Source organism: Niallia sp. XMNu-256 (assembly GCF_036670015.1).
Taxonomy (GTDB): Bacteria; Bacillota; Bacilli; order Bacillales; family Cytobacillaceae; genus Bacillus_BD.
This window is the reverse complement of sequence record NZ_CP137636.1, coordinates 686,133-710,525: the sequence shown is the minus strand read 5'-3', so window position 1 is coordinate 710,525 and position 24,393 is coordinate 686,133. Positions and strand designations below refer to the sequence as shown.

Genomic DNA, 24,393 nt, shown 5'->3' with positions numbered 1-24,393 from the left:
AGCCTATAAGTCGATACACAGCTGTTGGATTACTCCACATACTGCTCGGTATTGCCTTATCGCAATTAGCGACTTAGGTTTCACCGATAAAGCCAAATTTTTCACTTATGTGTTACCACATAAGGCGACTATTTACTAATCGAACCCACGTCCAAAGATATCGTCACTTAAGCTTCTACGAGTGTAGTCGATATATTCGCATTTCGCTGATCCTTATGCCTATCGACTGGCGTCCGGTCAGCTAGTCTGATTGTTCTCTTCCTTCTCCCTCAGACGGCGAGATCCGGCGTAGCCCACTAAAGTTGAGTCCCTTACCCTACCACATGGGCGATGGAGGGAGGAACCGCTAAGCGCTTATTAGGCAGCTAAAGCGAAGTTGTTTTGTTGTTTGCCAGTTATAGGCTTTGGCGTTTTAACGCAGCCGACCCCTGCGACTCGCAACCTAAGCTCGAACTACCCCTGTCGAATCCGTAGCGTCCCCATATAAGAAAATCGATGATGAGATTAATCACCTATTCGATTCGTGCAAAGTGCACTGACGTCATGGATGCTCGAAGTACCGAGCTAAGATTTACTTGTCAGCTCTTGCCCTGCTGACATTTATTATTATAGCATAAACAAAATGGTTTGCAATTGTTAGTTACTGGTACGTTTTCCAGTTCCCAATTACATCTTCTGTCTTTCACGGAATGCTCGTTCAATATCCCGTTTAGCCTCTTTCTTTTTCAAGTCTTCACGTTTATCATATTTCTTTTTACCCCGTGCTAAGCCAATCAAAACCTTCGCATAGCCATTTTTTAAGTAGATCTTCAATGGAACAAGAGAGTAACCTATTTCTTTTGTTTCACCAATCAGCTTGTTAATTTGCTTGCGGTGAAGCAGAAGTTTTCTAGATCGCTCTGGATCATGGTTGTAGCGATTTCCTTGTTCATACGGGCTAATATGACAACCGACGAGAAATACTTCTCCATTCATAATCTTTGCATATGAATCCTTAAGATTCACTTTACCTGCACGGAGCGATTTAATTTCCGTTCCTTGCAAAACAATCCCCGCTTCATAAGTTTCTTCAATAAAATAATCATGATTTGCTTTGCGATTTTGCGCTATTACTTTACCATTACCTTTTGGCATAGAGCTTTCCCCACTTTCACTGCTCCATTTTATCAAAAATATTCGTTCCGTACAATTCATAACTCCATTCTGAACCGCTTACGAGGGTTCCGAAACATTCGGAACCCCCTTCTGGACGGGTGAATTAGCGCTTTTTCTTACGCTTTGCCTTCGGTGCATTCTCATAGAATTTTTTATTTCTACTTTTTTTAGTAGAAGACTTTGGCTTCCCTTTTCCATCTCCCGCTCCGCTTCTACCACCTGTTTTAGAACTACGAGGTTTACGATCGGAACTACCTGTTCGGAATACACGTGTGCCTTCATTTGGCTCACGTCTTCGTGTTCCCTTCATCCCTACGATTTCAAAATCAATTGAATGCTCATCTTTATTCACATTGATTACGCGAACCGTAATTTCATCACCAATGCGAAACACATTTCCCGTTCGTTCACCGATCATCGCAAAATGACGTTCATCATAACGATAATAGTCATCGGTCATGTAACTAACGTGAACGAGTCCTTCAATCGTATTTGGAAGCTCAACAAATAAGCCAAAATTTGTAACGGAGCTAATAATTCCGTCATATTCCTCACCAATTTTGTCTTCCATATATTCCGCTTTCTTCAACTCATCTGTTTCACGCTCTGCATCAACAGCACGGCGTTCCATTTTTGAAGAGTGTTCAGCGATATCTGGAAGTAGGATGCCCCACTTTTCACGAGTTGCTGGGTCTATTTTTTCCTCTATTAAATAAGTCCGTATTAATCGATGAACGATTAAATCAGGGTACCGTCGAATAGGTGATGTGAAATGAGTATAAAACTCGGTTGATAATCCAAAGTGTCCTAAGCTTTCAGGATCATATTTGGCTTGTTGCATTGAACGAAGCATGACGGTTGATATCACCATTTCTTCTGGCTTCCCTTGCACTTCCTCAATGATTTCTTGCAGTGCACGAGGATGTACAGAGTTCGCGGTCCCTCTAACGATATAACCAAAGTTAGTGATAAACTCAAAGAAGCGACGAAGTTTATCTTCTTTTGGATCTTCGTGAATTCGGTAAATGAATGGTACTTCCATCCAGTGAAAATGTTCTGCAATTGTTTCATTAGCTGCCAGCATAAATTCCTCAATTAGACGCTCTCCGACTGAACGTTCTCTAATAACGACATCACTTGGCTTTCCGTCTTCATCGACCAATACCTTTGCTTCTTTAAAATCGAAGTCAATGGCTCCCCGATGCTGTCGCTTGGCATTTAATATTTTTGCTAATTCATGCATGAGCTGAAACATTGGTACAAGAGATTCGTATTTTTTTATCAATTCTTCGTCTTGGTCAACCAAAATTTTATTCACATCAGAGTATGTCATGCGCTCTGTTGTTTTAATTACACTTTGGAAAATGTCGTGTTTGACTACAACTCCGTCTGAATCAATTTCCATCTCACATGATAAAGTTAGACGATCAACTTTTGGATTTAGTGAACAAATTCCATTTGATAAACGATGAGGAATCATTGGTATCACCCGGTCAACTAAATAGACACTCGTTCCTCTTTCAGCCGCCTCACGATCAATTGGAGAATTTTCCGTCACATAGTAACTAACATCTGCTATATGTACACCTAACTTGTAATTTCCATTTTCAAGCTTCGACACAGTAACAGCATCGTCTAAGTCTTTAGCATCTGCGCCATCTATTGTAACAATCGTTTCATTTCTTAAATCACGTCGGTTTTTAAGTTCTGATTCGTCGATTGAATCTGCTGTTTCATTGGCCTGTTGCATGACTTCCTCTGGAAAATCCCCTGGGAGACCATGTTTATGAATGATAGAAAGGATGTCCACTCCAGGATCATTTTTATGACCTAGAATTTGAATAACTTCTCCTTCTGCACTCATCCTGCCTTCCGGATAGGTTGTTAATTTAACAACTACTTTATGTCCTTCTACAGCCCCAGATTTAGCCGCCTTTGGAATAAAAATATCTCCGGCAAATTTCTTCTCATCGGGAATGACAAACCCAAAGTTTTTGCTTTCAGTGTATGTTCCAACGATCGTTTGAATGCCTCTTTCAAGAATTCGAACAATCGTTCCTTCACGGCGCTGCCCTGAAGTTTCTGATGATACTCTCGCCAAAACCGTATCTCCATGCAGCGCATTATTCATTTCATTCGGCGGAATGAAAATGTCGTCTAATCCTTTTTCCTCTGGAATAACAAATGCAAACCCTTTTGCATGACCTGTAAGTTTGCCACGGATCAAGTTCATTTTTTCAGGTAAACCATAGCGATTGCTGCGCGTTCTGACGACAAGTCCCTTTTCTTCCATTTGCACAAGCGCTTTTACAAAATCTTTAAATGTCGATGAATCCTCAACACCTAATGCTTGTTCTAATTCTTGTACGGTTAAAGGTTTATAAGCTTCATCCTTCATATAATGCAGTAATCGGTCAATATGTTGTTGAATTTGATTATCCACCCAATCCCTCCTCTAGTTTCCTATTTCAACTTCAAATTTTTCATTCTTCCCAATCTAGTGTTTCAAGGAATTGATAGATGTCTTCATGAAGCTCATCTTTTTCCTTATCTAAAGTGATAACATGTCCGGAGTTTTCATACCACTTTATTTGTTTTTGCGGTGATTCCGCCTGATTATAAATAATATTTGCACTATCGGTATTAATCATACCGTCATTCCTCGCTTGTACAACAAATAATGGTGCATAAACCATATCAATATGATCACGCACATCGGCAATTAATTCTTGTAATGCTTTTATGGTATTCATCGGAGTTTTTTGAAACTCTACCATTTCCTTTTCGATTTGTTCCTCCGATTTCCCTTCAATTACCTTAGCGTTCCTTGCATACTCAAGTACTCCTTTGTACATGATTTGCTCACTTTTCAAATAAGCTGGTGCACACATCGTTACGATCCCTTTTACAGGTAAAGTGTACCCTAATTTCAAGGAAAATACTCCTCCCAGTGATAATCCAGCAACAGCAATCTCTTTATGACCTCGATCTTGTAAGTATTTATAAGCATTCTTGACATCCTGCCACCAATCCTCTGGTCCTGTATGTACAAGTTCTTCTGGCGGGACTCCATGTCCTTTAAAAATCGGTGCGTGGCATGTATACCCCTTTTTTTCAAGGAAACGACCAAGCATGCGAACATCTGCAGAATGTCCAGTGAATCCATGTAATAAAAGAACCGCCCTTTTTCCGTTTCCAAATGTAAATGGTTTTGGTGCTACTACCTTCATTGTGATTCCTCCTCGTCATAGTTGAAAAACGTTTTATCCTATCTATATATTTTAAACAAAAGGACTCCTTGCATGCTACTATTTGACCATATAAAAGAGCCTGACCAAGTAAAGGCCAGGCTCTATGCTCTATTAAAGACCAAAATACGATACGGCTATAGCAAGAACAAAAAATAAAACAGCTAGCACAACTGTAATACGATGAAGAACTAAATCAATTCCACGCGCTTTTTGCTTACCAAATAATGTTTCTGCTCCACCTGAAATGGCTCCGGATAATCCAGCACTTTTACCTGACTGAAGTAGAACAACAATAATAAGAGCAATTGCATCAATCACGAGTAAAGATAGTAAGACTGTATGCATAATATTAGTACCTCCTGAATAAAGAACACCCTTTTACAATATTTCTATTTTATCATACAAATGAAGTGGTTCCAAATGGATTTGGAATTATTTACAGAACGATTATAATTACTTCCTTATTCCTTAATACTATAATATTTAGCGATAAACTGTTGTTCTTCCTCAACGGTTAATATACCCGTTGCTTTACCGACTGTTCCATTTTGGAGGGACCAAACCGCATTATGATCCGTATCAACATGAGAGAAGTTATTGTTTTTCCAACGTTTCAAAATATCTAAGTAAACACCCTCATGTTCATATTGATTGGCATTGACTACTTCTATTAATCTATTGACACGCTCCATAGTAAGAGGGATAAATCCCCATTTTTCTTCTGCTCTAACCTTTTGGTGGCTCATTTGATGAATCACATTTTGAACTTTTCCTTCTGTCATGTTATCCGGCAGTTCTGTTTCAATGGACTCATTCCTTACCTCTTGAATTTCAATAAATGTTCCGCCCTCAGCCTGATTTTGATCAGTTTTCGTTGTTTGTTGCTTAGTAACCGTAACTGTTCCTTTACTTGAATATTGTATAATTCCAAATACTGCGGCACCAGCAAGTAAGACTAAAAGGGGTATTAAAATAGCTTTTTTCATTCTAACTACACCTGCTTGCGAATAATTATTTTAATTTAATTATTATTTTAACCTTTTAATCATTCGCAGGCAATTATAGGATATGAATTATCAAAAATTATGATATGGTGGGAAACTGCATTTATTCGAAAGACCTCTTACTGACCGGACCATTTCTATTTTGACCTTTGTCTATATGAATCCAATTAGTCTATTAAATTGCAAAAATATATTAACTTTATACATTCATATAAATAATGAGGTTATTTAAGCACCAAAACTTTGATATCCTTTATCATGTTTTAAAGCAAAATTTTCATCATTAGATACTAGATAGACAACACCCTCAATAAAACCAACAATCGCTGGAATATATGTCCAACAGAGTAGTAGATAAATTATTCCCCAACCCCATCTTCCTAAATAAAACTTATGTATTCCTAGACCACCTAAGAGAATTCCTAGTAAACCGGCAGCTACTTTACTTTTTGTATATCTTCTTGTAAAAGCCCCACCAGCGTTTGATGATGAAGATGAAGACGAAGAAGAACTTGATGCTCCACCACCGCCACCGCCTGCATTCATAAATACCATTGGCTGATTTGTTTTTGTTGTCTCTTCTAGTTTTTCGATTTTCTTATTCTTCTCTTCAAATAATTCATCTAGGCATTTATTACAATAGTTTTTTCCTTTTACCTCGGTCTTACAGTTCTCACAAATAAACTTACCGCATCCAACACATGTTCCAATAGCCTGATCATCTTCATGAATAAAACAGGTAGTCATAATCATTCCTCCCTATATTTTTTCCAATAGATTGACATTTTTTTACTTTAATACAGTAATTATAACCTATAAATATAAAAATCCAATGGCTTTTTTATATTTATAGGTCTTTTTTCATCTTTCATTATTACTAACCGGATTATTAGCGAAATAAAAACCCTCTTTTTATGCATATACATAAAAAGAGGGTTCAAAGCCTAATTATTTTTCAATTCTTACAATTGATTTCACATCATCATTATAGCCAAGTCACCAAGTTCGTTTCGATGCAAAGTAGTTGCTTGTATTTTGCGGGAATTAATCATTGAAAAAATTAAAACCATTTCATTGATATTCTCAGTATGTTACTTCGATCATCTACAAACAAATCAAACAAAAAACCTCCTATAAGTGGGATTTTCCCACGTATATAGGAGGTGATCATTTTATTGAATTTAATGCATGTTTATTGCTTTGCATAATTCAGCATAAAAGATCTTTCAACTTAAATTATTTTTTCAAGTTATAGAAAGACTTCAAGCCATCATAAACAGCTAAATCGCCAAGTTCGTCTTCGATACGAAGAAGTTGGTTGTATTTAGCCACACGGTCTGTACGAGACATGGATCCCGTTTTGATTTGACCAGCGTTTGTTGCAACGGCGATATCAGCAATCGTTGCATCTTCTGTTTCCCCAGAGCGGTGTGAGATAACAGCTGTGTAACCTGCGCGTTTTGCCATTTCGATTGCTTCGAATGTTTCTGTTAACGTACCGATTTGGTTAACTTTAATAAGGATAGAGTTACCAACACCTTTTTCGATACCTTCAGCCAATTTCTTTGTATTTGTAACGAATAGGTCGTCACCAACTAATTGTACTTTATTACCTAGACGCTCAGTTAATAATTTGTGACCGTCCCAGTCGTTTTCATCAAGACCATCTTCAATAGAGATGATTGGGAATTCATTGCATAGTTCTTCATAGAATGAAACCATTTCTTCTGAAGTTAATCCTGTACGGCCTTCACCCGCAAGATCATATTTGCCTGTGTCTTTGTTATAGAACTCAGATGAAGCAACGTCCATTCCTAAGACGATGTCTTTTCCTGGCTCATAACCAGCGTCTTTGATTGCTTCAATAATTACTTCTAGTGCTTCACGGTTTGAACCAAGGTTTGGTGCGAAACCACCTTCATCCCCTACAGCTGTGTTTAAACCTTTACTTGAAAGAACTTTTTTCAATGCATGGAATACTTCTGCACCCATACGAACAGATTCTTTAAATGTAGATGCTCCTACAGGTAAGATCATAAATTCTTGGAAGTCCACATTGTTATCAGCATGTGATCCTCCATTGATAATGTTCATCATTGGAGTTGGAAGTTGTTTCGCATTCGTTCCACCTAAATAACGATACAATGGCAAACCTACCGCATTTGCAGCAGCATGAGCAACCGCAATGGAAACGCCAAGGATCGCATTTGCTCCTAATCTTCCTTTGTTTTCAGTTCCGTCTAATTCAATCATCGTACGATCAATTAAAATTTGATCTGTAACATCTAAACCAATAATGGCATCAGCAATAATCTCATTTACGTTTTCTACTGCTTTTAAAACCCCTTTACCAAGGTAACGGGACTTATCGCCATCACGTAGTTCAACTGCTTCATATTCCCCTGTTGAAGCACCAGATGGAACAATACCGCGGCCAAAGAAACCGGATTCTGTGTATACTTCTACTTCAACTGTTGGGTTACCACGGGAATCTAGTACTTCACGAGCATAAACATGTTGGATAACTGTCATTTGTAAATCTCTCCTTTTTGATAGTACATCATTTATAATTTCCAACCTATATGAAAAAACATATAAGACTTACACGTTTTATAAAAAAATTAAGGAAACATGAGAACCGAAGGCTCCCCTTGTTCCATTATTTATTAATTAAGGATGTCCCTGTCATTTCTACAGGCTTTTGGACGCCAAGTAGGTCTAGCATCGTTGGAGCTAAGTCACCTAATATCCCGCCATCGCGAATTTGTATACCTTCTTTAGTAATAATTACAGGAACTGGGTTAGTTGTATGAGCTGTCATTGGATTTCCTTCAAGTGTAATTACTTCATCGGCATTTCCATGGTCAGCAGTGATAATCGCGTTTCCGCCTTTCGCTAAAATCGCATCAACAACTTTCCCTAAGCATTCATCCACTACTTCAATTGCCTTAACAGTCGGCTCAAGCATACCCGAGTGTCCAACCATGTCAGGGTTAGCAAAGTTTAGAATGATCGCGTCAAATTTATCTGCAGCGATCTCAGCGAGCAGTGCATCAGTTACTTCATATGCACTCATCTCTGGTTTTAAGTCATAAGTTGCGACCTTCGGAGAATTAATCAAGATCCGTTCTTCACCAGGGAATGTCGCTTCGCGACCACCACTCATAAAGAATGTCACATGTGGATATTTCTCAGTTTCCGCAATCCGCAATTGGGTTAAACCATTTTGCGAGAGTACTTCACCGAGTGTATTGTCTAGGTTTGTTGGTTTGAAAGCCACATATCCGTCAACAGATTCACTAAAGTGAGTTAAGCATACAAAGTGTAATGGAGCTGGATGCTTTTCACCGCGATCAAAGTCACGGAAATCTTTGTTTGTAAAGACATTCGAGATTTGAATCGCACGGTCTGGACGGAAGTTATAGAATATAACCGCATCGTTGTTTTGAATCGTAGCAACTGGCTCTCCATTTTCCTTTGTAATGACTGAAGGAATGACGAATTCATCATAAATCCCATGCTCATAACTATCATCAATTAATTGAATCGGATCTGTATATGTTGGACCTTCCCCATAAACCATGGCACGGTAACATTTCTCCACACGATCCCAACGTTTATCACGGTCCATTGAATAGTAACGACCCGAAATTGTAGCAAATTCACCGACACCGTATTCTTCCATTTTTTCAAGTGCATCAGCTACATAAATTTTCGCTGTTTGCGGACCAACGTCACGCCCATCTAAAAAGCCATGTACGTAAACCTTTGTCAAACCCTGTTCAGCAGCAAGACGTATTAAAGCAAACATATGATTAATATGACTATGTACGCCCCCATCAGAAAGCAATCCAAATAAATGAAGAGCTGAATCATTCTCTTTGACATGCTTAATCGCATCTAAGAAAGTGTCATTTTTAACAAATTCACCTTCACGAATCGCAACATTCACCCTCGTTAAACTTTGGTAAACGATCCGGCCCGCTCCGATATTCATATGTCCTACTTCAGAGTTTCCCATTTGCCCTTCAGGAAGACCAACTGCTTCACCTGAAGCAGTTAAATGATTGTGAGGAAACTGTTTCCAAAAGCGATCAAAGTTTGGCTTTTTTGCATGATAAACTGCATTTCCCTTTTGTTCATCTCGACAACCAAAGCCATCTAAAATAATTAACGCAACAGGGGCTTTACTCATGTTTTCCAGCCTCCAATAACTGAAGGAAAGATGCAGGCTCAAGACTTGCTCCACCCACTAGAGCTCCATCGATATCAGGTTGATTCATATATTCCTTAATATTGGCTGGTTTTACGCTGCCGCCGTATTGAATACGAACTTCTTGAGCCACATCTACTGAAAATTGTTCGGCAATTACTGAACGAATATGTGAACATACCTCATTGGCATCCTCTGCTGTTGAGGATTTACCTGTTCCGATAGCCCAAATAGGCTCATAAGCGATCACGACTTGTTTTGCTTGTTCTTCGGAAAGACCTGTTAATGCCTTTTGAACTTGTCCACCAACAAATTGATTAGTAATTCCACTTTCACGTTGTTCCAATGTTTCACCACAGCAAACAATTGGAATGATATGGTGGTTAAAAGCCGCAATTACTTTTTTATTAACAGCTTCATCTGTTTCATTGAACATTTCACGACGTTCAGAATGTCCAAGAATCACGTATTCTACACCTAGATCTTCAAGTGCAGCAGGACTAATCTCCCCTGTGAATGCACCACTGTCTTCAAAGTGCATATTTTGTGCACCAACACTTACGTTCGTATCTTTTGCTAGATTTACTAGGCTTTCTAAAAATAGAGCTGGAGAACAAACTACAGACTCTACCTCTTCTTTAGCTGGAACAGCATTTTTTACTTCTTCCATAAAGCTTTTTGCTTCAGAAAGTGTTTTAAACATCTTCCAGTTTCCCGCAATAATTGGTTTACGCATGTTTGCACACCCTTTCTATGCAATACCATTAAATCACTTATCGGATTCAATGTGCCGTTTCATTTCTCAAAAATACTCTAATATCAAAATAGCGTAATTGTTTATTTATCGTTTAATGCCACTACCCCAGGAAGCTCTTTCCCTTCCATAAACTCAAGAGAAGCCCCACCTCCAGTAGAAATATGGCTCATTTTATCTGCTAAACCAAACTTTTCCACCGCAGCCGCTGAATCTCCACCACCAATGATAGAGTACGTATCATTTGTTTCAGCCAAACTCTCCGCAACTGCTTTAGTACCATTGGCAAATTTGTCCATTTCAAATACACCCATCGGTCCGTTCCAAATTACCAGTTTTGAATTTTGAATGACATCACGATATAGTTCAGCGGTTTTTGGTCCAATATCGAGAGCTTGCCAATCAGCTGGAATCTCTTCAATTGCCACCACATTTGTGTTGGCATCTGCTGAGAAGTCATCTGCAATAATTGCATCAACAGGCATATAGAAATTTACACCTTTTTCTTTTGCTTTTTCAATAAACGATTTTGCTAAGTCAACTTTGTCTTCTTCTAAGAGAGACTTACCGATTTCATGACCTTGCGCTTTTACAAATGTATAAGCTAAGCCACCGCCTATAATTAAATTATCAACAATATCTAATAGATTTTCTATAACCCCAATTTTATCTTTTACCTTTGCGCCACCAATAATCGCTGTAAATGGTCTTTCAGGGTTAGAAAGAGCTTTACCAATCACTTCTAACTCTTTATTCATTAAAAATCCGGAAACTGCTGGTATGTATTGGGCAATCCCTTCAGTAGAAGCATGCGCACGGTGTGCTGCACCGAAGGCATCGTTCACATAAACATCTGCCAACTCTGCAAATGCTTTTGCTAAATCAGGATCATTTTTCTCTTCTCCTGGATAGAAGCGAACGTTTTCAAGTAGGAGAACATCCCCTTCGTTCATATCGTTAATTTGGGCCTTAACAGAATCCCCGTATGCTTCATCTGCTTTTTTAACTTCTTTTCCAAGTAGCTCAGAAAGACGTACAGCAACTGGAGTTAAATGAAGCTCTTCTACCACTTGTCCTTTTGGACGGCCTAGATGACTTGCTAGAATAACCTTTGCACCGTGTTCTTGTAAATATTGAATAGTTGGAAGTGCTGCTTTGATACGTGTTTCATCTGTAATTTGTCCATCTTGCATTGGAACATTAAAATCCACCCGGCAAAAAACCTTTTTTCCTTTTAGCTCAATATCTTTTACACTCATTTTGTTCAACGAAAGGACCTCCTTAGGACGAAAGTTTAAAATAATGTTTGTAAACATATAAAAAAGGAGGGGGAATGTTCCCCGCTCCCCTGTCATCAATCTTGGCTTCATCAGCGGGTTGAAATCAGTCCCACTAAAAAAGTTCCTATACCATTATAGACGTTCGTTGGAAATTTTTGCAATCATTTTATAGGCAAACGATTAAGTTATAGATTATAGTCCTTTAGAAGCAATGTAATTTACTAAGTCTAAAACACGATGTGAGTAACCAGTCTCGTTATCGTACCAAGAAATTACCTTTACCATATTTCCTTCCATCACCATTGTAGATAGCCCATCAACAGAAGAAGAGTGTGGATCACCATTATAGTCTCTTGATACTAGCGGTTCATCGCTGTATTGTAAAATACCCTTTAATGGGCCTTCAGCTGCTGCTTTTAATGCTGAATTTACTTCTTCGACTGTTACTTCTTTATCAAGTTCTGCTACAAGGTCAACTAATGATACGTTTGGAGTTGGTACACGTACAGCCATACCATTTAATTTACCTTTTAGTTCAGGCAATACAAGAGCAACCGCTTTTGCTGCACCTGTTGTTGTCGGAATCATGTTTTCAGCAGCTGCACGAGCACGACGGTAATCTTTATGTGGTAAGTCTAAAATTTGTTGGTCGTTCGTGTATGAGTGAATCGTTGTCATCATACCACGCTTAATGCCAAATTTCTCTTGAAGAACTTTAGCAAATGGTGCCAAACAGTTCGTTGTACATGATGCGTTTGAAAGTACATGGTGGTTTGCTGGATCATATTGATCTTCGTTAACTCCCATAACAACCGTGATATCCTCGTTATTTCCTGGAGCCGAAATAACTACCTTTTTTGCACCTGCTTCAAGGTGTTTTGCAGCATCATCACGTTTTGTAAAACGTCCAGTTGATTCAATAACTACTTCTACACCAAGTTCTCCCCATGCAAGGTCTGCTGGGTTACGTTCTGCTTTAACCAGGATTTCTTTCCCGTTAACAACTAAATTGTTGCCATTTACAGAAACTTCTACATTTAATCTTCCATGAACAGAGTCATATTTTAAAAGATGAGCAAGCATATTTGCATCAGTTAAATCATTAACTGCTACCACTTCAATATTTGGATTATTTATCGCTGCGCGTAATACGTTACGTCCAATTCTACCAAAACCATTAATACCTACTTTTACTGCCATGTTAAATTTCCTCCTTTAATTGTAAGGACTATTTTTGTATATATTTTATTTAATTAAAGGGTTGGGTTCCCTTTTAACAACTCACTTGCGGCTCCTTCATCGGTTATAAGAATCGTCGATGGAGGGGCTTGTTTCATATAAGCACCAATTGCCTTTGCCTTTGATGAGCCACCGGCTACAGCAATTACATGTTCTGCTGACTGAAGATCACTTAACTGAAGACCGATTGTCTGAACTTTATGTACTACTTCACCTGCTTCGTTAAAATAATAACCAAACGCTTCTCCAACCGCCTCAGATTGTTGTAATTTGGCTAAAATGTCAGGTGCTGTTTTGCGACGAGTGGCCATGGTCATAGCATCCCCAATTCCGTGTAAAACCATATCTGCTGAACGAATTAAATTTAAAACTTCATGGATTTCTGGCTCTTTAATCATAGAGTGATACATTTCATCGCTCACTTGGTCCGGAACATACAGAACTCTATGCCTGCTACGTGTTCGTTCCGCCATGGTAGAACAAATCGTATTCGCTTGATTCTTTACTTCCTCACCAATCCCGCCTCGTGCTGGTACAAATAGGAAGTCATGGTTATTGGATTGTGGAGTCATCATCTCAGCCACCGTCGCCATTGTCGAACCACCAGTAACTGCAATGATATGTTTACCCTTTAATAATTTGTTTATGCACTCCACACAAGTTTTCCCTAACTCATTTTTGATCCATGTGAGAACATCACTGTCACCAGGGACAATAAAAATCTTATTAATGTCTAAGAGACTTTTTAGCTGCTTCTCCATCTCATCTAATCCTGATAATTCTCGCATGAAATCTTCTAATTTTTGAATAAGTTCTCGACCATCTTCAGTCAAACTCATACCTGCACTTGTACTATAGAGCAGCTTTTGTTCTTTTAAGAATTCTACTTCGCTTCTTAGTACTCTCTCAGTATATCCAAGAGTAGCTGCTAGACTTCTTCTTCCGACAGGTTCCATGGCACCTATATACTGAAGAATATGGAACCTTTTTTGGATAATTGAGAGCAAATCAGGTAATAATCTTTTTTGTAATTCAATCATTGATTTCATAGTATGCAGCTCCTTCACTACCGGTCAACAAAAGTCCCTCTGAGACATTTTATGTCCCGCGTAGTGCAAAAAAAATTAATCCCTGCAAAATTATATTAACAGGAATGTTTTAGTAATTCAATCCCTATCTATTTATGTAAGCGCTTGAAAGTCTAAAAAAATTATTTTTTACCTTGCAAGCGCTTTACTTAATGTGATTTTATCAATATAGCCAAATTGAACTTCATTTCCATTAACTGTAACAACCGGAATCATTAAACCATATTTTTCGGTCCATTCATCCTTCTTTTCAATATCTTGCTCTTCATAAATAAAGTCTAAATTCTCTTGCAGCTCCTCTATGACCTCTTTTGCCTTTACACACAAATGACAACCCTTTCTTGTAAAAAGGGTCAAAGTGGTTTTTTCTATCATTAGCTTCACACCTTTTAAAAATATTATTCAAATCGTTTTCGTTTTGATGATGACGGAATTCCTAGTTGGTCTCGGTATTTCGCAATGGTTCTTCTCGAAACAACTATGCCGCCTTTCTCTTTCAATAAACCAACCAACTCTTGATCTGATAGGGGTTTTGCTTTATTTTCGTTATTAATTAAGTCCTGAATTTCCTTTTTCACTCCAGTAGATGATGTTTCTTCAGTAGATGTAGTTTTTATTGTACTTGAAAAGAAAGACTTTAATTCTACAGTACCAAACGGGGTTTGGGCATATTTTTCCCTCACTGTTCGACTTACAGTTGATTCGTGAATCCCAAGTTCATCTGATATTTCCTTCATTGTCATTGGTTTTAGCCGACTGGGACCATATACAAAGTAATCTGGCTGTTTTTCTACTATTTTTAACGCCACTCTCATAATCGTTTCTTTTCTCTGTTCAATACTTTTAAGGATCCAATGAAAGTCTTGCTGTTTTTCTTGAAGAAAGCGTTTAACTTTTTCATCATGATTTGATTGAAATCGAAGGAGGTACGGCTGGTTAAACTGAATCTTTGGCATAGAATCATCATAAATGCTAACAGTTAATTCTGAGCCCTCCCATTTTATAATAATATCCGGAACAATATATGTTGTTTGATCGTTTTGAAAATCTGAACCAGGTCTTGGGTTTAATGTCTGGATATAATCATAGATTTCCTGAATTTGTGTTAATTCAATTTTTAATTCTTTTGCAATGATTTTCCACTTTTTTTCAGCAAAGGGGATAAAATATTCTGAAACGATCTTAGCTGCCAAATCATTAAACTCATTACCTGTATCAATTTGTAATAAAATACACTCCTGTAAATTTCGGGCTCCAACTCCTGCGGGTTCTAAGCTTTGAATAACTTTTAAGCCTTTTTCCACCTCTTTAATTGGCATCGACAAAATTAAAGAAGCTTCATCAAGCTTTGTTTGAATATAGCCATTTTCATCAAGGCAATTTAATAAAAAGGCTAGGACTCTTTTCATCCCTTTATCATATAATCCAAAGTCAATTTGTTGTGTGACAAAGTCATGTAATGTTGTTGCGTCCCTTTTAGCGATTCTATCAAGCCAATTCTGTTTATCTGTCTGCGAGGTGGTTTTCGTCTTTTTGATCCGATCATAACGTGGGTCCATCACTTCTACATTGGCCATTTCAATTTGCATAAGGGGATTTTCCAACGCTTTGTTTTCAAGAAACTCTTGAAGCTCGATACTGGAGTACTGTAATAATGTAATCGCTTGCTTAAGTTCTTGGGTCATCGCTAACTTAACCGTCTGGTGTTGCCATAAACCTTGTTTCAAATTCACTTATCTCACCTCAACATCTATTTTACATTATGAGCAGGCATTTAGGGTAGATAATATTTACAAAACATTTAAATATAGCAAAGAAGACCAATTAAATTTCCCTCTTGCAAATTATCCAAACCTATCTTATAATAGAAAGGCGTTGTTTTAATAGGCCCTCGTGGTGCAACGGATAGCACGTCAGATTCCGGTTCTGAAAATGTGGGTTCGATTCCTGCCGAGGGCGCTTTATAAGACCTCTTTTTCCTTTTTAGGAATAAGAGGTTTTTTTATTCTCTTTTAAGGGAATAACCGTTTAACGTCTCGTAAATTTGGTTAAGCTGAAAACGATTCTAATTCTCATACTCAGTTTAAAATATATGTCGAAAATAACTTTTTAGATTAACGAGTCTAATATTTGACCTAATTTGACCATCGGTGTATGATAAAAATACAAACAGCTAGCCATTCATGACATATTTTTAGCTGTAGTAATACTTAATCGTGTGGAGGAGGATGAAAATGAATTTAATTCCTACAGTTATTGAACAAACAAACCGCGGAGAACGGGCTTATGATATTTATTCCCGCCTTTTAAAAGACCGCATTATTATGTTAGGTAGCGGGATTGATGATAACGTTGCTAACTCGATCGTGGCACAATTGCTTTTCCTAGAAGCGGAAAATCCTGAAAAAGATATCTCTATTTATATTAACAGTCCTGGTGGAAGTATTACAGCAGGTATGGCGATTTACGATACAATGCAGTTCATTAAACCAGATGTACAAACAATTTGTATCGGAATGGCTGCGTCAATGGGAGCATTCTTACTAACAGCTGGTACAAAAGGAAAGCGTTATGCTCTTCCAAACGCAGAAGTGATGATTCACCAACCACTTGGTGGTGCTCAAGGTCAAGCAACTGAAATCGAAATTGCAGCAAAGCGTATTTTATTCTTACGTGATAAATTAAACGGCATTATGGCAGAACGCACAGGCCAGCCGCTTGAGGTTATTTCTAGAGATACGGACCGCGATAACTTCATGACTGCACAACAAGCTAAGGAATATGGACTCATTGACCATATTATTGAGCGTAGCAGTTCCGTAGAGAAAAAATAAGTAATAAAAAACTCGCATCCTTTCTGAGGCTGCGAGTTTTTTTATTTCGGTGCATAGATTTCTACGTCCAGCAAATTATTCTTCTTTCTCTACAAACTCAGTAAGCACTTGAACAGCTTCACTTTCATCACTACCATCAACCGATAAGGTGACAATACTACCTGTACCTAATGCTAAACTCATTAACCCCATAATACTTTTTGCATTTACCTTCTTGCCATCTTTTTCTAAAAAAACGTCAGACGAAAAGCGGTTAGCCTGCTGGACAAACATTGCAGCTGGTCTTGCTTGTAAACCTGTTTTTAATTTAATCTCAACTTGTTTTTCAACCATAATCCTTCCTCCTCTTTATTCCTAATACTATATATATGTTTCTCCTGATAGATTTAACCTAAAAGTTATCCTTTACAATTAACCGTAAATTTAAATAGGCTGACCTTTTCTTAACTTTTCAGCGACTTCGTCAATTTTCCGTAATCGGTGATTAATTCCAGACTTACTAATCGGTCCACTTGCCACCATTTCTCCGAGTTCTTTTAAAGTAACATCTTGATGAGCAACACGTAGTTGGGCAATTTCACGAAGTTTATCAGGCAATACATTTAGTCCAACTGTTTTATCAATATATTTAATGTTTTCAACTTGGCGGATTGCTGCACCAATGGTTTTATTTAAATTGGCAGTTTCACAGTTCACTAGTCGATTTACGGAGTTTCGCATATCACGAACAATGCGGATATCTTCAAATTTCAGCATCGCATTATTCGCTCCAATAATGATGAGAAAGTCCGTTATTTTTTCGGCTTCCTTTAAATAGGTCATATAACCTTTTTTTCGCTCTAATATTTTAGCATTTAAATCAAAAGAGTTCATTAGTTCACATAATGATTCACTATGTCCATGATAGAGGGAAAAGATTTCCAAGTGATAAGATGATGTCTCTGGGTTATTTACAGATCCCCCCGCCAGAAAAGCACCCCTTAAGTAAGAGCGCCTACAGCACTTTTTCTTGATTAAAGAGGGAGATATAATATTTTTAAAATTAAAGCCTTCTCCTTCACTCATAATTCCTAAATCCTTAAGGATGCGACGAGTCTCATCCACTAGCCGTACAATGTAAACATTATTTTTCTTCAACCTCATCTTTTTACGTACAAGCAATTCAATATTAACTTGATAATAACGTTTAATTAACATATAAATTCTTCTAGCTATCGCCGCATTTTCCGTTTGCACATCTACAGACAGTTTTCTATTGGTAAAAGAGAGTGAACCATTCATTTGGATTAATGCGGACAGCTCAGCCAATCCACAACAATCTTTAACCTCTAAATTTGTTAGTTCCTTTTTCGTTTCCGAAGCGAAAGACATTGGTAACACCCCCTATTACGAAACAACATCTCTTATTACGCTTATCACCGTCTATTAGTTTCATTTTGGAGAAAGGAATATAGAATCTTTGCAACTTCATTTGTATCATGACGGATCATACCTAGCTCAAGAGAAATAATTTCGCCATAGATTACCTCCAGACCTAGTTCATACAAACTCCCTATATCGAAGTGGACAGGTTTTGCCGCCTCTTTGCTGTATCTCGCTTGAATTTCTAGAGGAACATCCTCACTATTCACCAAAATCGTGTCTATAAACGGTTTCCCCATGTGATCATAAATTGCGTTCACATGATCACTTGCAGAGTAGTCAAGCGTTTCCCCTGCCTGTGTCATAATATTACAGATATATACCTTTTTGGCTCTAGCATTACAGACTTCTTCCCCAATCTGTGGGACAAGTAAATTTGGCAAAATACTTGTATAAAGGCTGCCTGGTCCAATAATTATTAAATCGGCATCTTGAATCGCCTTAATGGTCTCAGGAAGCGGCTTAATCGTTTCAGGAGTTAGAAAAACTCTCTTAATTCTTTTTCCTGAATAAGGGATTTTTGATTCACCAGAAATGACAATCCCATCTTCTAATTCAGCATGTAACACAACACTTTGATTCGCAGCGGGCAATACCTTTCCATGCACATTTAATACCCTGCTCATTTCCTGAATGGCATACATGAAATCCCCTGTAATCGAAGTCATTGCAGCCAAAATTAAATTACCTAGCGAATGTCCAGATAATTCGTTGGCTGATTTAAATCGATGTTGAAACATTTCTTCAATCAATGGCTCAACATCGGATAAGGCTGCTAGAACATTGCGAACATCTCCAGGCGGTGGAATTTGCAATTCGTCCCGTAACCGACCTGAACTCCCACCATCATCAGCAACAGTCACGATAGCCGTAATATCAATCGGGTATTTCTTTAGTCCTCTTAACAATACTGGCAATCCAGTCCCGCCGCCAATGATCACCACTCTTGGCTGTTCGATTTTGGTCATGTTTTTGTATCCTTTCTTTTATCAATGTCACGATGAGAAATCCTGGTATGATAGTCTTTTTCAAAATGACGCCCAATATATTCTGCAAGCGCAACAGACCGATGCTGGCCACCTGTACAACCTATCGCGATAACTAGTTGAGCTTTTCCTTCTCGTTTATAATGTGGTAACATAAAACTCAATAAATCTGTTACCTTTTCTAAAAATTTATGTGTCTCTGTCCATTTTAGAACATAACTCGAAACTTCGTTGTCCAAGCCTGTCTTCGGACGCATATGATCAATATAATGTGGGTTTGGCAAAAAACGTACATCAAAGACTAAATCTGCATCAATAGGAATTCCATGTTTGAAACCAAATGACATCACATTCACTGTGAAAGCACTCTTTTTATTTACAGAAAACTCAGTAATGATCTTTTCTCTTAATTCACGTGGTTTCATACTAGATGTATGATAAATTAGCTGTGCTCTCCCTTTTAATTCCGCTAACAAAGCACGTTCATTTTGAATTCCTTCTAAGGGCAGACCTGTTTTGACTGCAAGCGGGTGCTTTCTTCTAGTTTCTTTGTATCTTCTAACAAGCGTTTCATCATCGGCATCAAGAAACAAAATTTGTGGGGTAGCCCAAGAGCTCTCAACTAAATCATCAAGCGCTTTAAAAAGATATTCAAAAAATTCTCGTCCGCGTAAGTCCATCACAAGTGCCACTTTATTCATCTTGTTCCCAGAATCCTTCATCAGTTCAAGAAATTTAGGAAGCAAAGTGGGAGGCAGATTATCTACACAGAAAAAACCTAAGTCTTCAAAACTTTGTATTGCGACTGTTTTTCCTGCCCCTGACATACCTGTAATGATGACAATTTGTGAATCATTACTATGTGATCCTGTACTCATCTACATCCCTCCCTATTTTTAGAACGCTAGCACCTTAACTCGGATCCAAACGATAACTCAGTAATTTGAATTCAGGTGTATACGTAAAAGTCCCATAAATCATGCCATTACCATGAACCATATAATCTAAAATATGATAGTCCCCTTCTGCCATAGGAAGATTGCGGATTTCTTCAACTGGCTGCCAACTAAGAATTCCTTCTTCGGATTCGTCCACATTCAATCCGTCCCAAGCTGTAGAAAAAAAGGTAAACATCATCCATTCTGTTATGATCTTATCTCCATCCTTAATAATAAAGGTGAATATCCCTTTAATATTTGGATTTCTTAAATAAATACCTGTCTCTTCTCGAAATTCACGAATACACGAATCCCGGACTGATTCACCTGGTTCCATCTTTCCCCCCCGGTGCAACCCACCAGTTACGACGTGGCTTTTGTAATAACAATACTTTATTATCCTTTAATAATACGCAGTTGGTTACACGTTGCAAAACAATCACACCCCAATCCGCACGATTCTAAATAGATGTCTCTTTTTTTATTAAAGAAGTCTCATTAATGGGAATTCTTGTTCGTTCACCTTCAGTTTATTCCCCTTATTATACTATATTTTATGAACCCTAAACAATGGATAGAGTCTCCATATGAAACACATTTTAATAAAGTGAAACTTCCATCAGTGGGGGTTTTCTCTCATCTCCCACTGATGGTTAGTTGAACCAATCGGAGCTTTACGGGCAGTTGATCCCCCACTACCTTCTAATAATACTTAGAATCTTGAGGTGGGGGTCTACTGCCCGTTAAGCCTGAAAAATCATTATAACAGTTTATATTTAAAATTTATATTTTTCATTTTTTAAAAAAGAAAAACGCCCATCATTAAAGGGGGCGTTGTATAAAAAATGTTCTTTATTTAGCCGTTTTGCGAGCAGCTTCAGATATGAAATCAGAGATAAACACAAGGACACAATAGCAGAATAAAAGCAATGTAATATCGGTGTAATGGAAGAAACTTAAACTCATTTTAAATTGTTGTCCTAAACCACCTGCTCCAACAAACCCCACGACAATCGTAGTACGCATGATAACTTCCCAACGATAAAGAATATAAGTTAAAAATCGCGGCATTACAGATGGCAGGACTCCATATATCAACATTTGCGCCTTAGAAGCACCATTTAATGCTAAGTTCCGAACAGGCCTATTATCTAGATCCTCAATGACTTCCGCACATAGCTTTCCTAGAATACCAAAGTTATGAAGAGCAAGAGCGATAGCTCCTGGCAATACCCCAGGCTTTAAAATAAAGATAATAATCATCGCCCAAACTAATTCTGGTATAGCTCGACTAAAGATATACATCAACCGTACAAATCCAAAAATTAGCCAATTATACCATTTTCCTACAAGAGTTAGAGAGCCGTCAGCTATATTTCTAGCAGCCGGGATCACCGTTAAAAACATCGTGATTGTAGAGAACCCAATCGCCATAATACTCATTTGTAATGTTTCATACGTTAATTCCAATGCTTGTTTCCAGCTATCAGGATTTAAAAATGCCGGCTGTGCTTCACCAACTCCGAATAAACCAGCAAAGAAACTGATAGCATAGTGAGCATTTTTTTCTGAAAAGAGATCTGTTAAACTCGCCTCTTCGATGACAAAAACAAACCACCACGAGAAGGTCAACAAGGCAACAGTAAGTAAAAAGGAAAATCGAAGGACAGGTAAACCTTTCTTTACGTCATGCATTCCTCTTCTTAATTGGCTGCTCCAGAAATCAACTAACACAACAATTCCGATTAGAAAAAATAAAAAGGTCCAAACCTCATCGTATTTTAAATCATTCAATGATAATTGAATTTGGAAGCCAAGTCCACCTAACCCAACAAAGCTCATGATTGCAGATGAACGGATTGCACATTCAAAACGATACATCGTATAACTGACAATACTGTTTTTTACTAATGGAAAATAACCATAAAGCAAACACTGAAGTTTAGACGCTCCAGCTGATCTTAGAGCTTTGATTGGTTCTTCTGGGATATCATTTAACATATCAGCAAAAATCCGACCTAAAATGCCTCCATAAGGAATTCCCAAGGCAAGTATCGCAGAAAGTGGAGTTAATCCAAACATAGCAACAAAAATGAGCGCCCATACAAGTTCATGAATCGCACGGAGAAACCCTAAAACGGAGCGAAAAAAAACTTTTGAAGCAATTTTCATTCCTTTTCCATCTGTTAATATCCCAGAAGCAAAAATTCCAAAGAAAAAAGCGATGACAATCGCTAATGTCATACCAGCAATCGCATAAGCTAACGTAATCCACGTGGATTCAAGAGCTAGTAATAAGATATCAGCCGATAAATTAGGCTGAACTAAACCAGTCAATACTTGTTTGATCGTCACCATTCCGCCAGAATGAACAAGATCATCAGTCCAAGTAACAGCAAATAAACTCCATATGAAAAGAAGGATAAGGACGAGGGTTAAAATATTTTTTCGCTGCAGCTCAAGTGTATGTTTAAGATTCATGGCGTTCCAGCTCCTTAATGGAATAAAGATTACCTAATAAAGAGTCTGTCACTTCATGAACCGGTAAATCAAAAAATAACTTTCCATTTTTAATTGCGATGATTCTTGTAAAATATTTTCGAGCATATTCTACCGAATGAAGACTCGTCACTAATGTTTGATCTTTTTCTCGGACGAGCTCTGTTAGCATAAATAGTATATCTTCAGCCCTTGCAGGATCCAAGGATGCCACTGGTTCATCTGCTAAAATGATTTCAGGCTTTTGCAACAACAGTCGAGCAAGTGCAACACGCTGCTGCTCTCCTCCTGATAATTTAGACGTTTGTTCTGTGATTTTTTCGGTCAAACCTACTTTTTCAAGCGCTTGGTAAGCCGCTTGCCTTTCCTGTGGAATAATGAGAGACCAAAGAGATTTAAAAAATCCCCAATCAGCTAAACGTCCAGCTAGTACATTATGAATAACCGGAAGCTGTCCTACGAGGTCAAATTGCTGGCGAATCATCCCAACTTTTTTGGCTAAACTTTTACGTTTATTAAGTTGATTTACTGGAATACCAGCAATATTCAATTCACCTTCATCCGGTTTCACTAGCGTTGCAAATGTATTGAGCAACGTTGTCTTCCCAGCCCCACTCGGCCCGATTAGAGCAACCATTTCTCCTCTTTCAATAGAAAAAGAAAGGGAAGATAACGCTATCTTCCCCTCATAAAATTTCGATAGATTTTTTGCTTCTATCATTATTTGTGATGACAATTCCTTCACCTTCTATCTACTAACAATCATTTAAGATAATTATTTAATGATCCCTAATTCCTTTGCCACATCTTCAATTGCTTTGTAATTCTCATTATTTGTTTCAATAAATTTTTCTGCTTGGAATAATTCCATAATCTCCGGTTGGTTAGAACTATTGATCGATAGAATCGTATCTGTCATCTTTTGTTTCGTTCCTTCACCAAATTTTTCATCTACGTTATTAATCGTCCAGTTGTAATCATAATAGCTCGGAGTTGTATAGAAAACATTTACTTTACTCGTATCTACCTTTTTCTCAGCAACCGCTGCATCCCAAACTGAAACATTCAATGCACCTGCTTGGAAAGAGCCTGATTCCACTAATTTATACGTTTTGTCATGAGATCCAGAGTAGTTAGGCGAACCATCAAAATCTGTTTCTGGTTTTATCCCCGCCTCACTTAAGAAGTAACGAGGCATTAAATGGCCTGATGTTGAGCTTTCGCTTCCGAAAGTAAAGCTTTTTCCTTTTAAATCTTCAAGAGATTGTATTCCTGTATCAGTCCCTGCAATGAAAACAGAGTGAAACTCTTCATCCATTGGTCGTTGCGCAATCGCTTCTGCTTCAGGTACATTGTTTCGTGCTTGAACACCTGTTAAACCACCAAACCACGCTAAATCGATTTCTCCGCGTTCAAAAGCAGTAACAAGTGCAGAATAATCAACAGATGGAACATATTCTGCTTGAATCCCTGTTTCCTCGGTTATGTAATCAGCCAATTGACTTAAACTTCTATTCAAATCTGAAGCGTTTTGATCTGGGATCGCTCCAATTTTAAACACTTGATCACTTTTTTCTGTCTTTGCCCCTTGATCCTTAGTTTCTGATCCATTTTCCTCTGCATTTCCACATCCGGCTAAAAAGAATAATACTAGGACCGTAATACCAAATGATAATAATCTTCTCATGTATATCCTCCACTATAAATTATTTATTTACATATTGAAATTA

At 37.9% G+C, this 24,393-nt stretch carries 21 protein-coding genes, 1 tRNA gene, 1 other RNA gene and 2 pseudogenes; 2 read left to right on the top strand and 23 right to left on the bottom strand.

From position 1 onward, the window contains the following. Positions 1-136: 136 nt before the first annotated feature. The 15 genes and pseudogenes from ssrA to rpoN all read right to left on the bottom strand — a co-directional run bounded on the left by ssrA (position 137) and on the right by rpoN (position 15,717). Positions 137-473, bottom strand: a transfer-messenger RNA (tmRNA) gene (gene ssrA, locus R4Z10_RS03515). Positions 474-666: 193 nt separating this feature from the next. Next, complete coding sequence (smpB, locus tag R4Z10_RS03510) at positions 667-1,134, bottom strand: SsrA-binding protein SmpB (RefSeq protein WP_338471850.1); 468 nt, start codon at positions 1,132-1,134, stop codon at positions 667-669. Positions 1,135-1,258: 124 nt separating this feature from the next. Further along, complete coding sequence (gene rnr / locus R4Z10_RS03505; RefSeq protein ID WP_338471849.1) at positions 1,259-3,598, bottom strand: ribonuclease R; 2,340 nt, start codon at positions 3,596-3,598, stop codon at positions 1,259-1,261. 40 nt (positions 3,599-3,638) lie between these two features. Next, positions 3,639-4,385 (bottom strand): carboxylesterase, encoded by a 747-nt coding sequence (locus tag R4Z10_RS03500; RefSeq protein ID WP_338471848.1) that lies wholly within the window; start codon positions 4,383-4,385, stop codon positions 3,639-3,641. A 132-nt stretch (positions 4,386-4,517) separates the two neighbouring features. Then, complete coding sequence (gene secG / locus R4Z10_RS03495) at positions 4,518-4,751, bottom strand: preprotein translocase subunit SecG (RefSeq protein ID WP_338471847.1); 234 nt, start codon at positions 4,749-4,751, stop codon at positions 4,518-4,520. A gap of 116 nt (positions 4,752-4,867) precedes the next feature. Continuing rightward, positions 4,868-5,392 carry a DUF6241 domain-containing protein gene (locus tag R4Z10_RS03490; protein WP_338471846.1) on the bottom strand — a complete coding sequence of 175 codons (525 nt, stop codon included), beginning with the start codon at positions 5,390-5,392 and terminating at the stop codon, positions 4,868-4,870. 246 nt (positions 5,393-5,638) lie between these two features. Further along, positions 5,639-5,860: pseudogene (locus R4Z10_RS03485) on the bottom strand (NINE protein); the annotation flags it as partial. A gap of 786 nt (positions 5,861-6,646) precedes the next feature. Further along, positions 6,647-7,942, bottom strand: a complete 1,296-nt coding sequence (gene eno / locus R4Z10_RS03480; protein WP_338471845.1) for a phosphopyruvate hydratase — start codon at positions 7,940-7,942, stop codon at positions 6,647-6,649. 127 nt (positions 7,943-8,069) lie between these two features. Continuing rightward, positions 8,070-9,605, bottom strand: a complete 1,536-nt coding sequence (gene gpmI, locus R4Z10_RS03475) for a 2,3-bisphosphoglycerate-independent phosphoglycerate mutase (RefSeq protein WP_338471844.1) — start codon at positions 9,603-9,605, stop codon at positions 8,070-8,072. Then, the gene (gene tpiA / locus R4Z10_RS03470) at positions 9,598-10,359 is read right to left on the bottom strand and encodes a triose-phosphate isomerase (protein WP_338471843.1); all 762 of its coding nucleotides are present in this window, start codon (positions 10,357-10,359) and stop codon (positions 9,598-9,600) included. Before tpiA ends, gpmI begins: the two co-directional genes overlap by 8 nt. 101 nt (positions 10,360-10,460) lie before the next feature. After that, entirely contained in the window at positions 10,461-11,645 is a 1,185-nt protein-coding gene (locus R4Z10_RS03465; protein ID WP_338471842.1) for a phosphoglycerate kinase, read from the bottom strand. 204 nt (positions 11,646-11,849) lie between these two features. After that, on the bottom strand, positions 11,850-12,857 hold the full coding sequence (gap, locus tag R4Z10_RS03460) for a type I glyceraldehyde-3-phosphate dehydrogenase (RefSeq protein ID WP_338471841.1): 1,008 nt from the start codon (positions 12,855-12,857) through the stop codon (positions 11,850-11,852). Between the two features lie 53 nt (positions 12,858-12,910). Next, positions 12,911-13,945 carry a sugar-binding domain-containing protein gene (locus R4Z10_RS03455; protein ID WP_338471840.1) on the bottom strand — a complete coding sequence of 345 codons (1,035 nt, stop codon included), beginning with the start codon at positions 13,943-13,945 and terminating at the stop codon, positions 12,911-12,913. Between the two features lie 168 nt (positions 13,946-14,113). Beyond that, entirely contained in the window at positions 14,114-14,359 is a 246-nt protein-coding gene (locus R4Z10_RS03450; RefSeq protein WP_338471839.1) for a glutaredoxin family protein, read from the bottom strand. A 23-nt stretch (positions 14,360-14,382) separates the two neighbouring features. After that, complete coding sequence (gene rpoN / locus R4Z10_RS03445; RefSeq protein WP_338471838.1) at positions 14,383-15,717, bottom strand: RNA polymerase factor sigma-54; 1,335 nt, start codon at positions 15,715-15,717, stop codon at positions 14,383-14,385. 154 nt (positions 15,718-15,871) lie between these two features. On the opposite strand from rpoN, the gene R4Z10_RS03440 reads away from it, so the two are divergent. Together R4Z10_RS03440 and clpP are read left to right on the top strand one after the other, a co-directional pair. Beyond that, positions 15,872-15,943, top strand: a tRNA-Arg gene (locus R4Z10_RS03440). Positions 15,944-16,218: 275 nt separating this feature from the next. Then, complete coding sequence (gene clpP, locus R4Z10_RS03435) at positions 16,219-16,818, top strand: ATP-dependent Clp endopeptidase proteolytic subunit ClpP (RefSeq protein ID WP_338471837.1); 600 nt, start codon at positions 16,219-16,221, stop codon at positions 16,816-16,818. Positions 16,819-16,893: 75 nt separating this feature from the next. Here clpP and R4Z10_RS03430 read toward each other — a convergent pair whose 3' ends face one another. The 8 genes and pseudogenes from R4Z10_RS03430 to R4Z10_RS03395 all read right to left on the bottom strand — a co-directional run bounded on the left by R4Z10_RS03430 (position 16,894) and on the right by R4Z10_RS03395 (position 24,350). Continuing rightward, complete coding sequence (locus tag R4Z10_RS03430; RefSeq protein ID WP_338471836.1) at positions 16,894-17,151, bottom strand: HPr family phosphocarrier protein; 258 nt, start codon at positions 17,149-17,151, stop codon at positions 16,894-16,896. Positions 17,152-17,241: 90 nt separating this feature from the next. Next, a complete protein-coding gene (whiA, locus tag R4Z10_RS03425; protein WP_338471835.1) occupies positions 17,242-18,189 on the bottom strand; it encodes a DNA-binding protein WhiA in 948 nt (315 codons plus the stop codon). A gap of 44 nt (positions 18,190-18,233) precedes the next feature. Beyond that, a complete protein-coding gene (locus R4Z10_RS03420) occupies positions 18,234-19,208 on the bottom strand; it encodes a YvcK family protein (RefSeq protein ID WP_338471834.1) in 975 nt (324 codons plus the stop codon). Continuing rightward, a complete protein-coding gene (gene rapZ / locus R4Z10_RS03415) occupies positions 19,205-20,104 on the bottom strand; it encodes an RNase adapter RapZ (protein ID WP_338471833.1) in 900 nt (299 codons plus the stop codon). Before rapZ ends, R4Z10_RS03420 begins: the two co-directional genes overlap by 4 nt. Before the next feature lie 34 nt (positions 20,105-20,138). Next, positions 20,139-20,598: pseudogene (locus R4Z10_RS03410) on the bottom strand (8-oxo-dGTP diphosphatase). Between the two features lie 418 nt (positions 20,599-21,016). Further along, a complete protein-coding gene (locus tag R4Z10_RS03405; RefSeq protein WP_338471832.1) occupies positions 21,017-22,645 on the bottom strand; it encodes an ABC transporter permease subunit in 1,629 nt (542 codons plus the stop codon). Then, on the bottom strand, positions 22,635-23,408 hold the full coding sequence (locus R4Z10_RS03400; RefSeq protein ID WP_338471831.1) for a phosphonate ABC transporter ATP-binding protein: 774 nt from the start codon (positions 23,406-23,408) through the stop codon (positions 22,635-22,637). Before R4Z10_RS03400 ends, R4Z10_RS03405 begins: the two co-directional genes overlap by 11 nt. Positions 23,409-23,438: 30 nt before the next feature. Then, positions 23,439-24,350: a putative selenate ABC transporter substrate-binding protein gene (locus tag R4Z10_RS03395; RefSeq protein ID WP_338471830.1), complete on the bottom strand. Its 912-nt coding sequence runs from the start codon at positions 24,348-24,350 to the stop codon at positions 23,439-23,441. Positions 24,351-24,393: the final 43 nt, after the last annotated feature.

Excerpts from the sequence above, each read along its gene's own strand:
- smpB (WP_338471850.1), bottom strand. The coding sequence starts at position 1,134 with ATGCCAAAAGGTAATGGTAAAGTAATAGCGCAAAATCGCAAAGCAAAT.
- R4Z10_RS03500 (WP_338471848.1), bottom strand. The coding sequence starts at position 4,385 with ATGAAGGTAGTAGCACCAAAACCATTTACATTTGGAAACGGAAAAAGG.
- secG (WP_338471847.1), bottom strand. The coding sequence starts at position 4,751 with ATGCATACAGTCTTACTATCTTTACTCGTGATTGATGCAATTGCTCTT.
- R4Z10_RS03490 (WP_338471846.1), bottom strand. The coding sequence starts at position 5,392 with ATGAAAAAAGCTATTTTAATACCCCTTTTAGTCTTACTTGCTGGTGCC.
- eno (WP_338471845.1), bottom strand. The coding sequence starts at position 7,942 with ATGACAGTTATCCAACATGTTTATGCTCGTGAAGTACTAGATTCCCGT.
- gpmI (WP_338471844.1), bottom strand. The coding sequence starts at position 9,605 with ATGAGTAAAGCCCCTGTTGCGTTAATTATTTTAGATGGCTTTGGTTGT.
- tpiA (WP_338471843.1), bottom strand. The coding sequence starts at position 10,359 with ATGCGTAAACCAATTATTGCGGGAAACTGGAAGATGTTTAAAACACTT.
- gap (WP_338471841.1), bottom strand. The coding sequence starts at position 12,857 with ATGGCAGTAAAAGTAGGTATTAATGGTTTTGGTAGAATTGGACGTAAC.
- R4Z10_RS03455 (WP_338471840.1), bottom strand. The coding sequence starts at position 13,945 with ATGAAATCAATGATTGAATTACAAAAAAGATTATTACCTGATTTGCTC.
- R4Z10_RS03450 (WP_338471839.1), bottom strand. The coding sequence starts at position 14,359 with ATGATAGAAAAAACCACTTTGACCCTTTTTACAAGAAAGGGTTGTCAT.
- clpP (WP_338471837.1), top strand. The coding sequence starts at position 16,219 with ATGAATTTAATTCCTACAGTTATTGAACAAACAAACCGCGGAGAACGG.
- R4Z10_RS03430 (WP_338471836.1), bottom strand. The coding sequence starts at position 17,151 with ATGGTTGAAAAACAAGTTGAGATTAAATTAAAAACAGGTTTACAAGCA.
- whiA (WP_338471835.1), bottom strand. The coding sequence starts at position 18,189 with ATGTCTTTCGCTTCGGAAACGAAAAAGGAACTAACAAATTTAGAGGTT.
- R4Z10_RS03420 (WP_338471834.1), bottom strand. The coding sequence starts at position 19,208 with ATGACCAAAATCGAACAGCCAAGAGTGGTGATCATTGGCGGCGGGACT.
- rapZ (WP_338471833.1), bottom strand. The coding sequence starts at position 20,104 with ATGAGTACAGGATCACATAGTAATGATTCACAAATTGTCATCATTACA.
- R4Z10_RS03405 (WP_338471832.1), bottom strand. The coding sequence starts at position 22,645 with ATGAATCTTAAACATACACTTGAGCTGCAGCGAAAAAATATTTTAACC.
- R4Z10_RS03395 (WP_338471830.1), bottom strand. The coding sequence starts at position 24,350 with ATGAGAAGATTATTATCATTTGGTATTACGGTCCTAGTATTATTCTTT.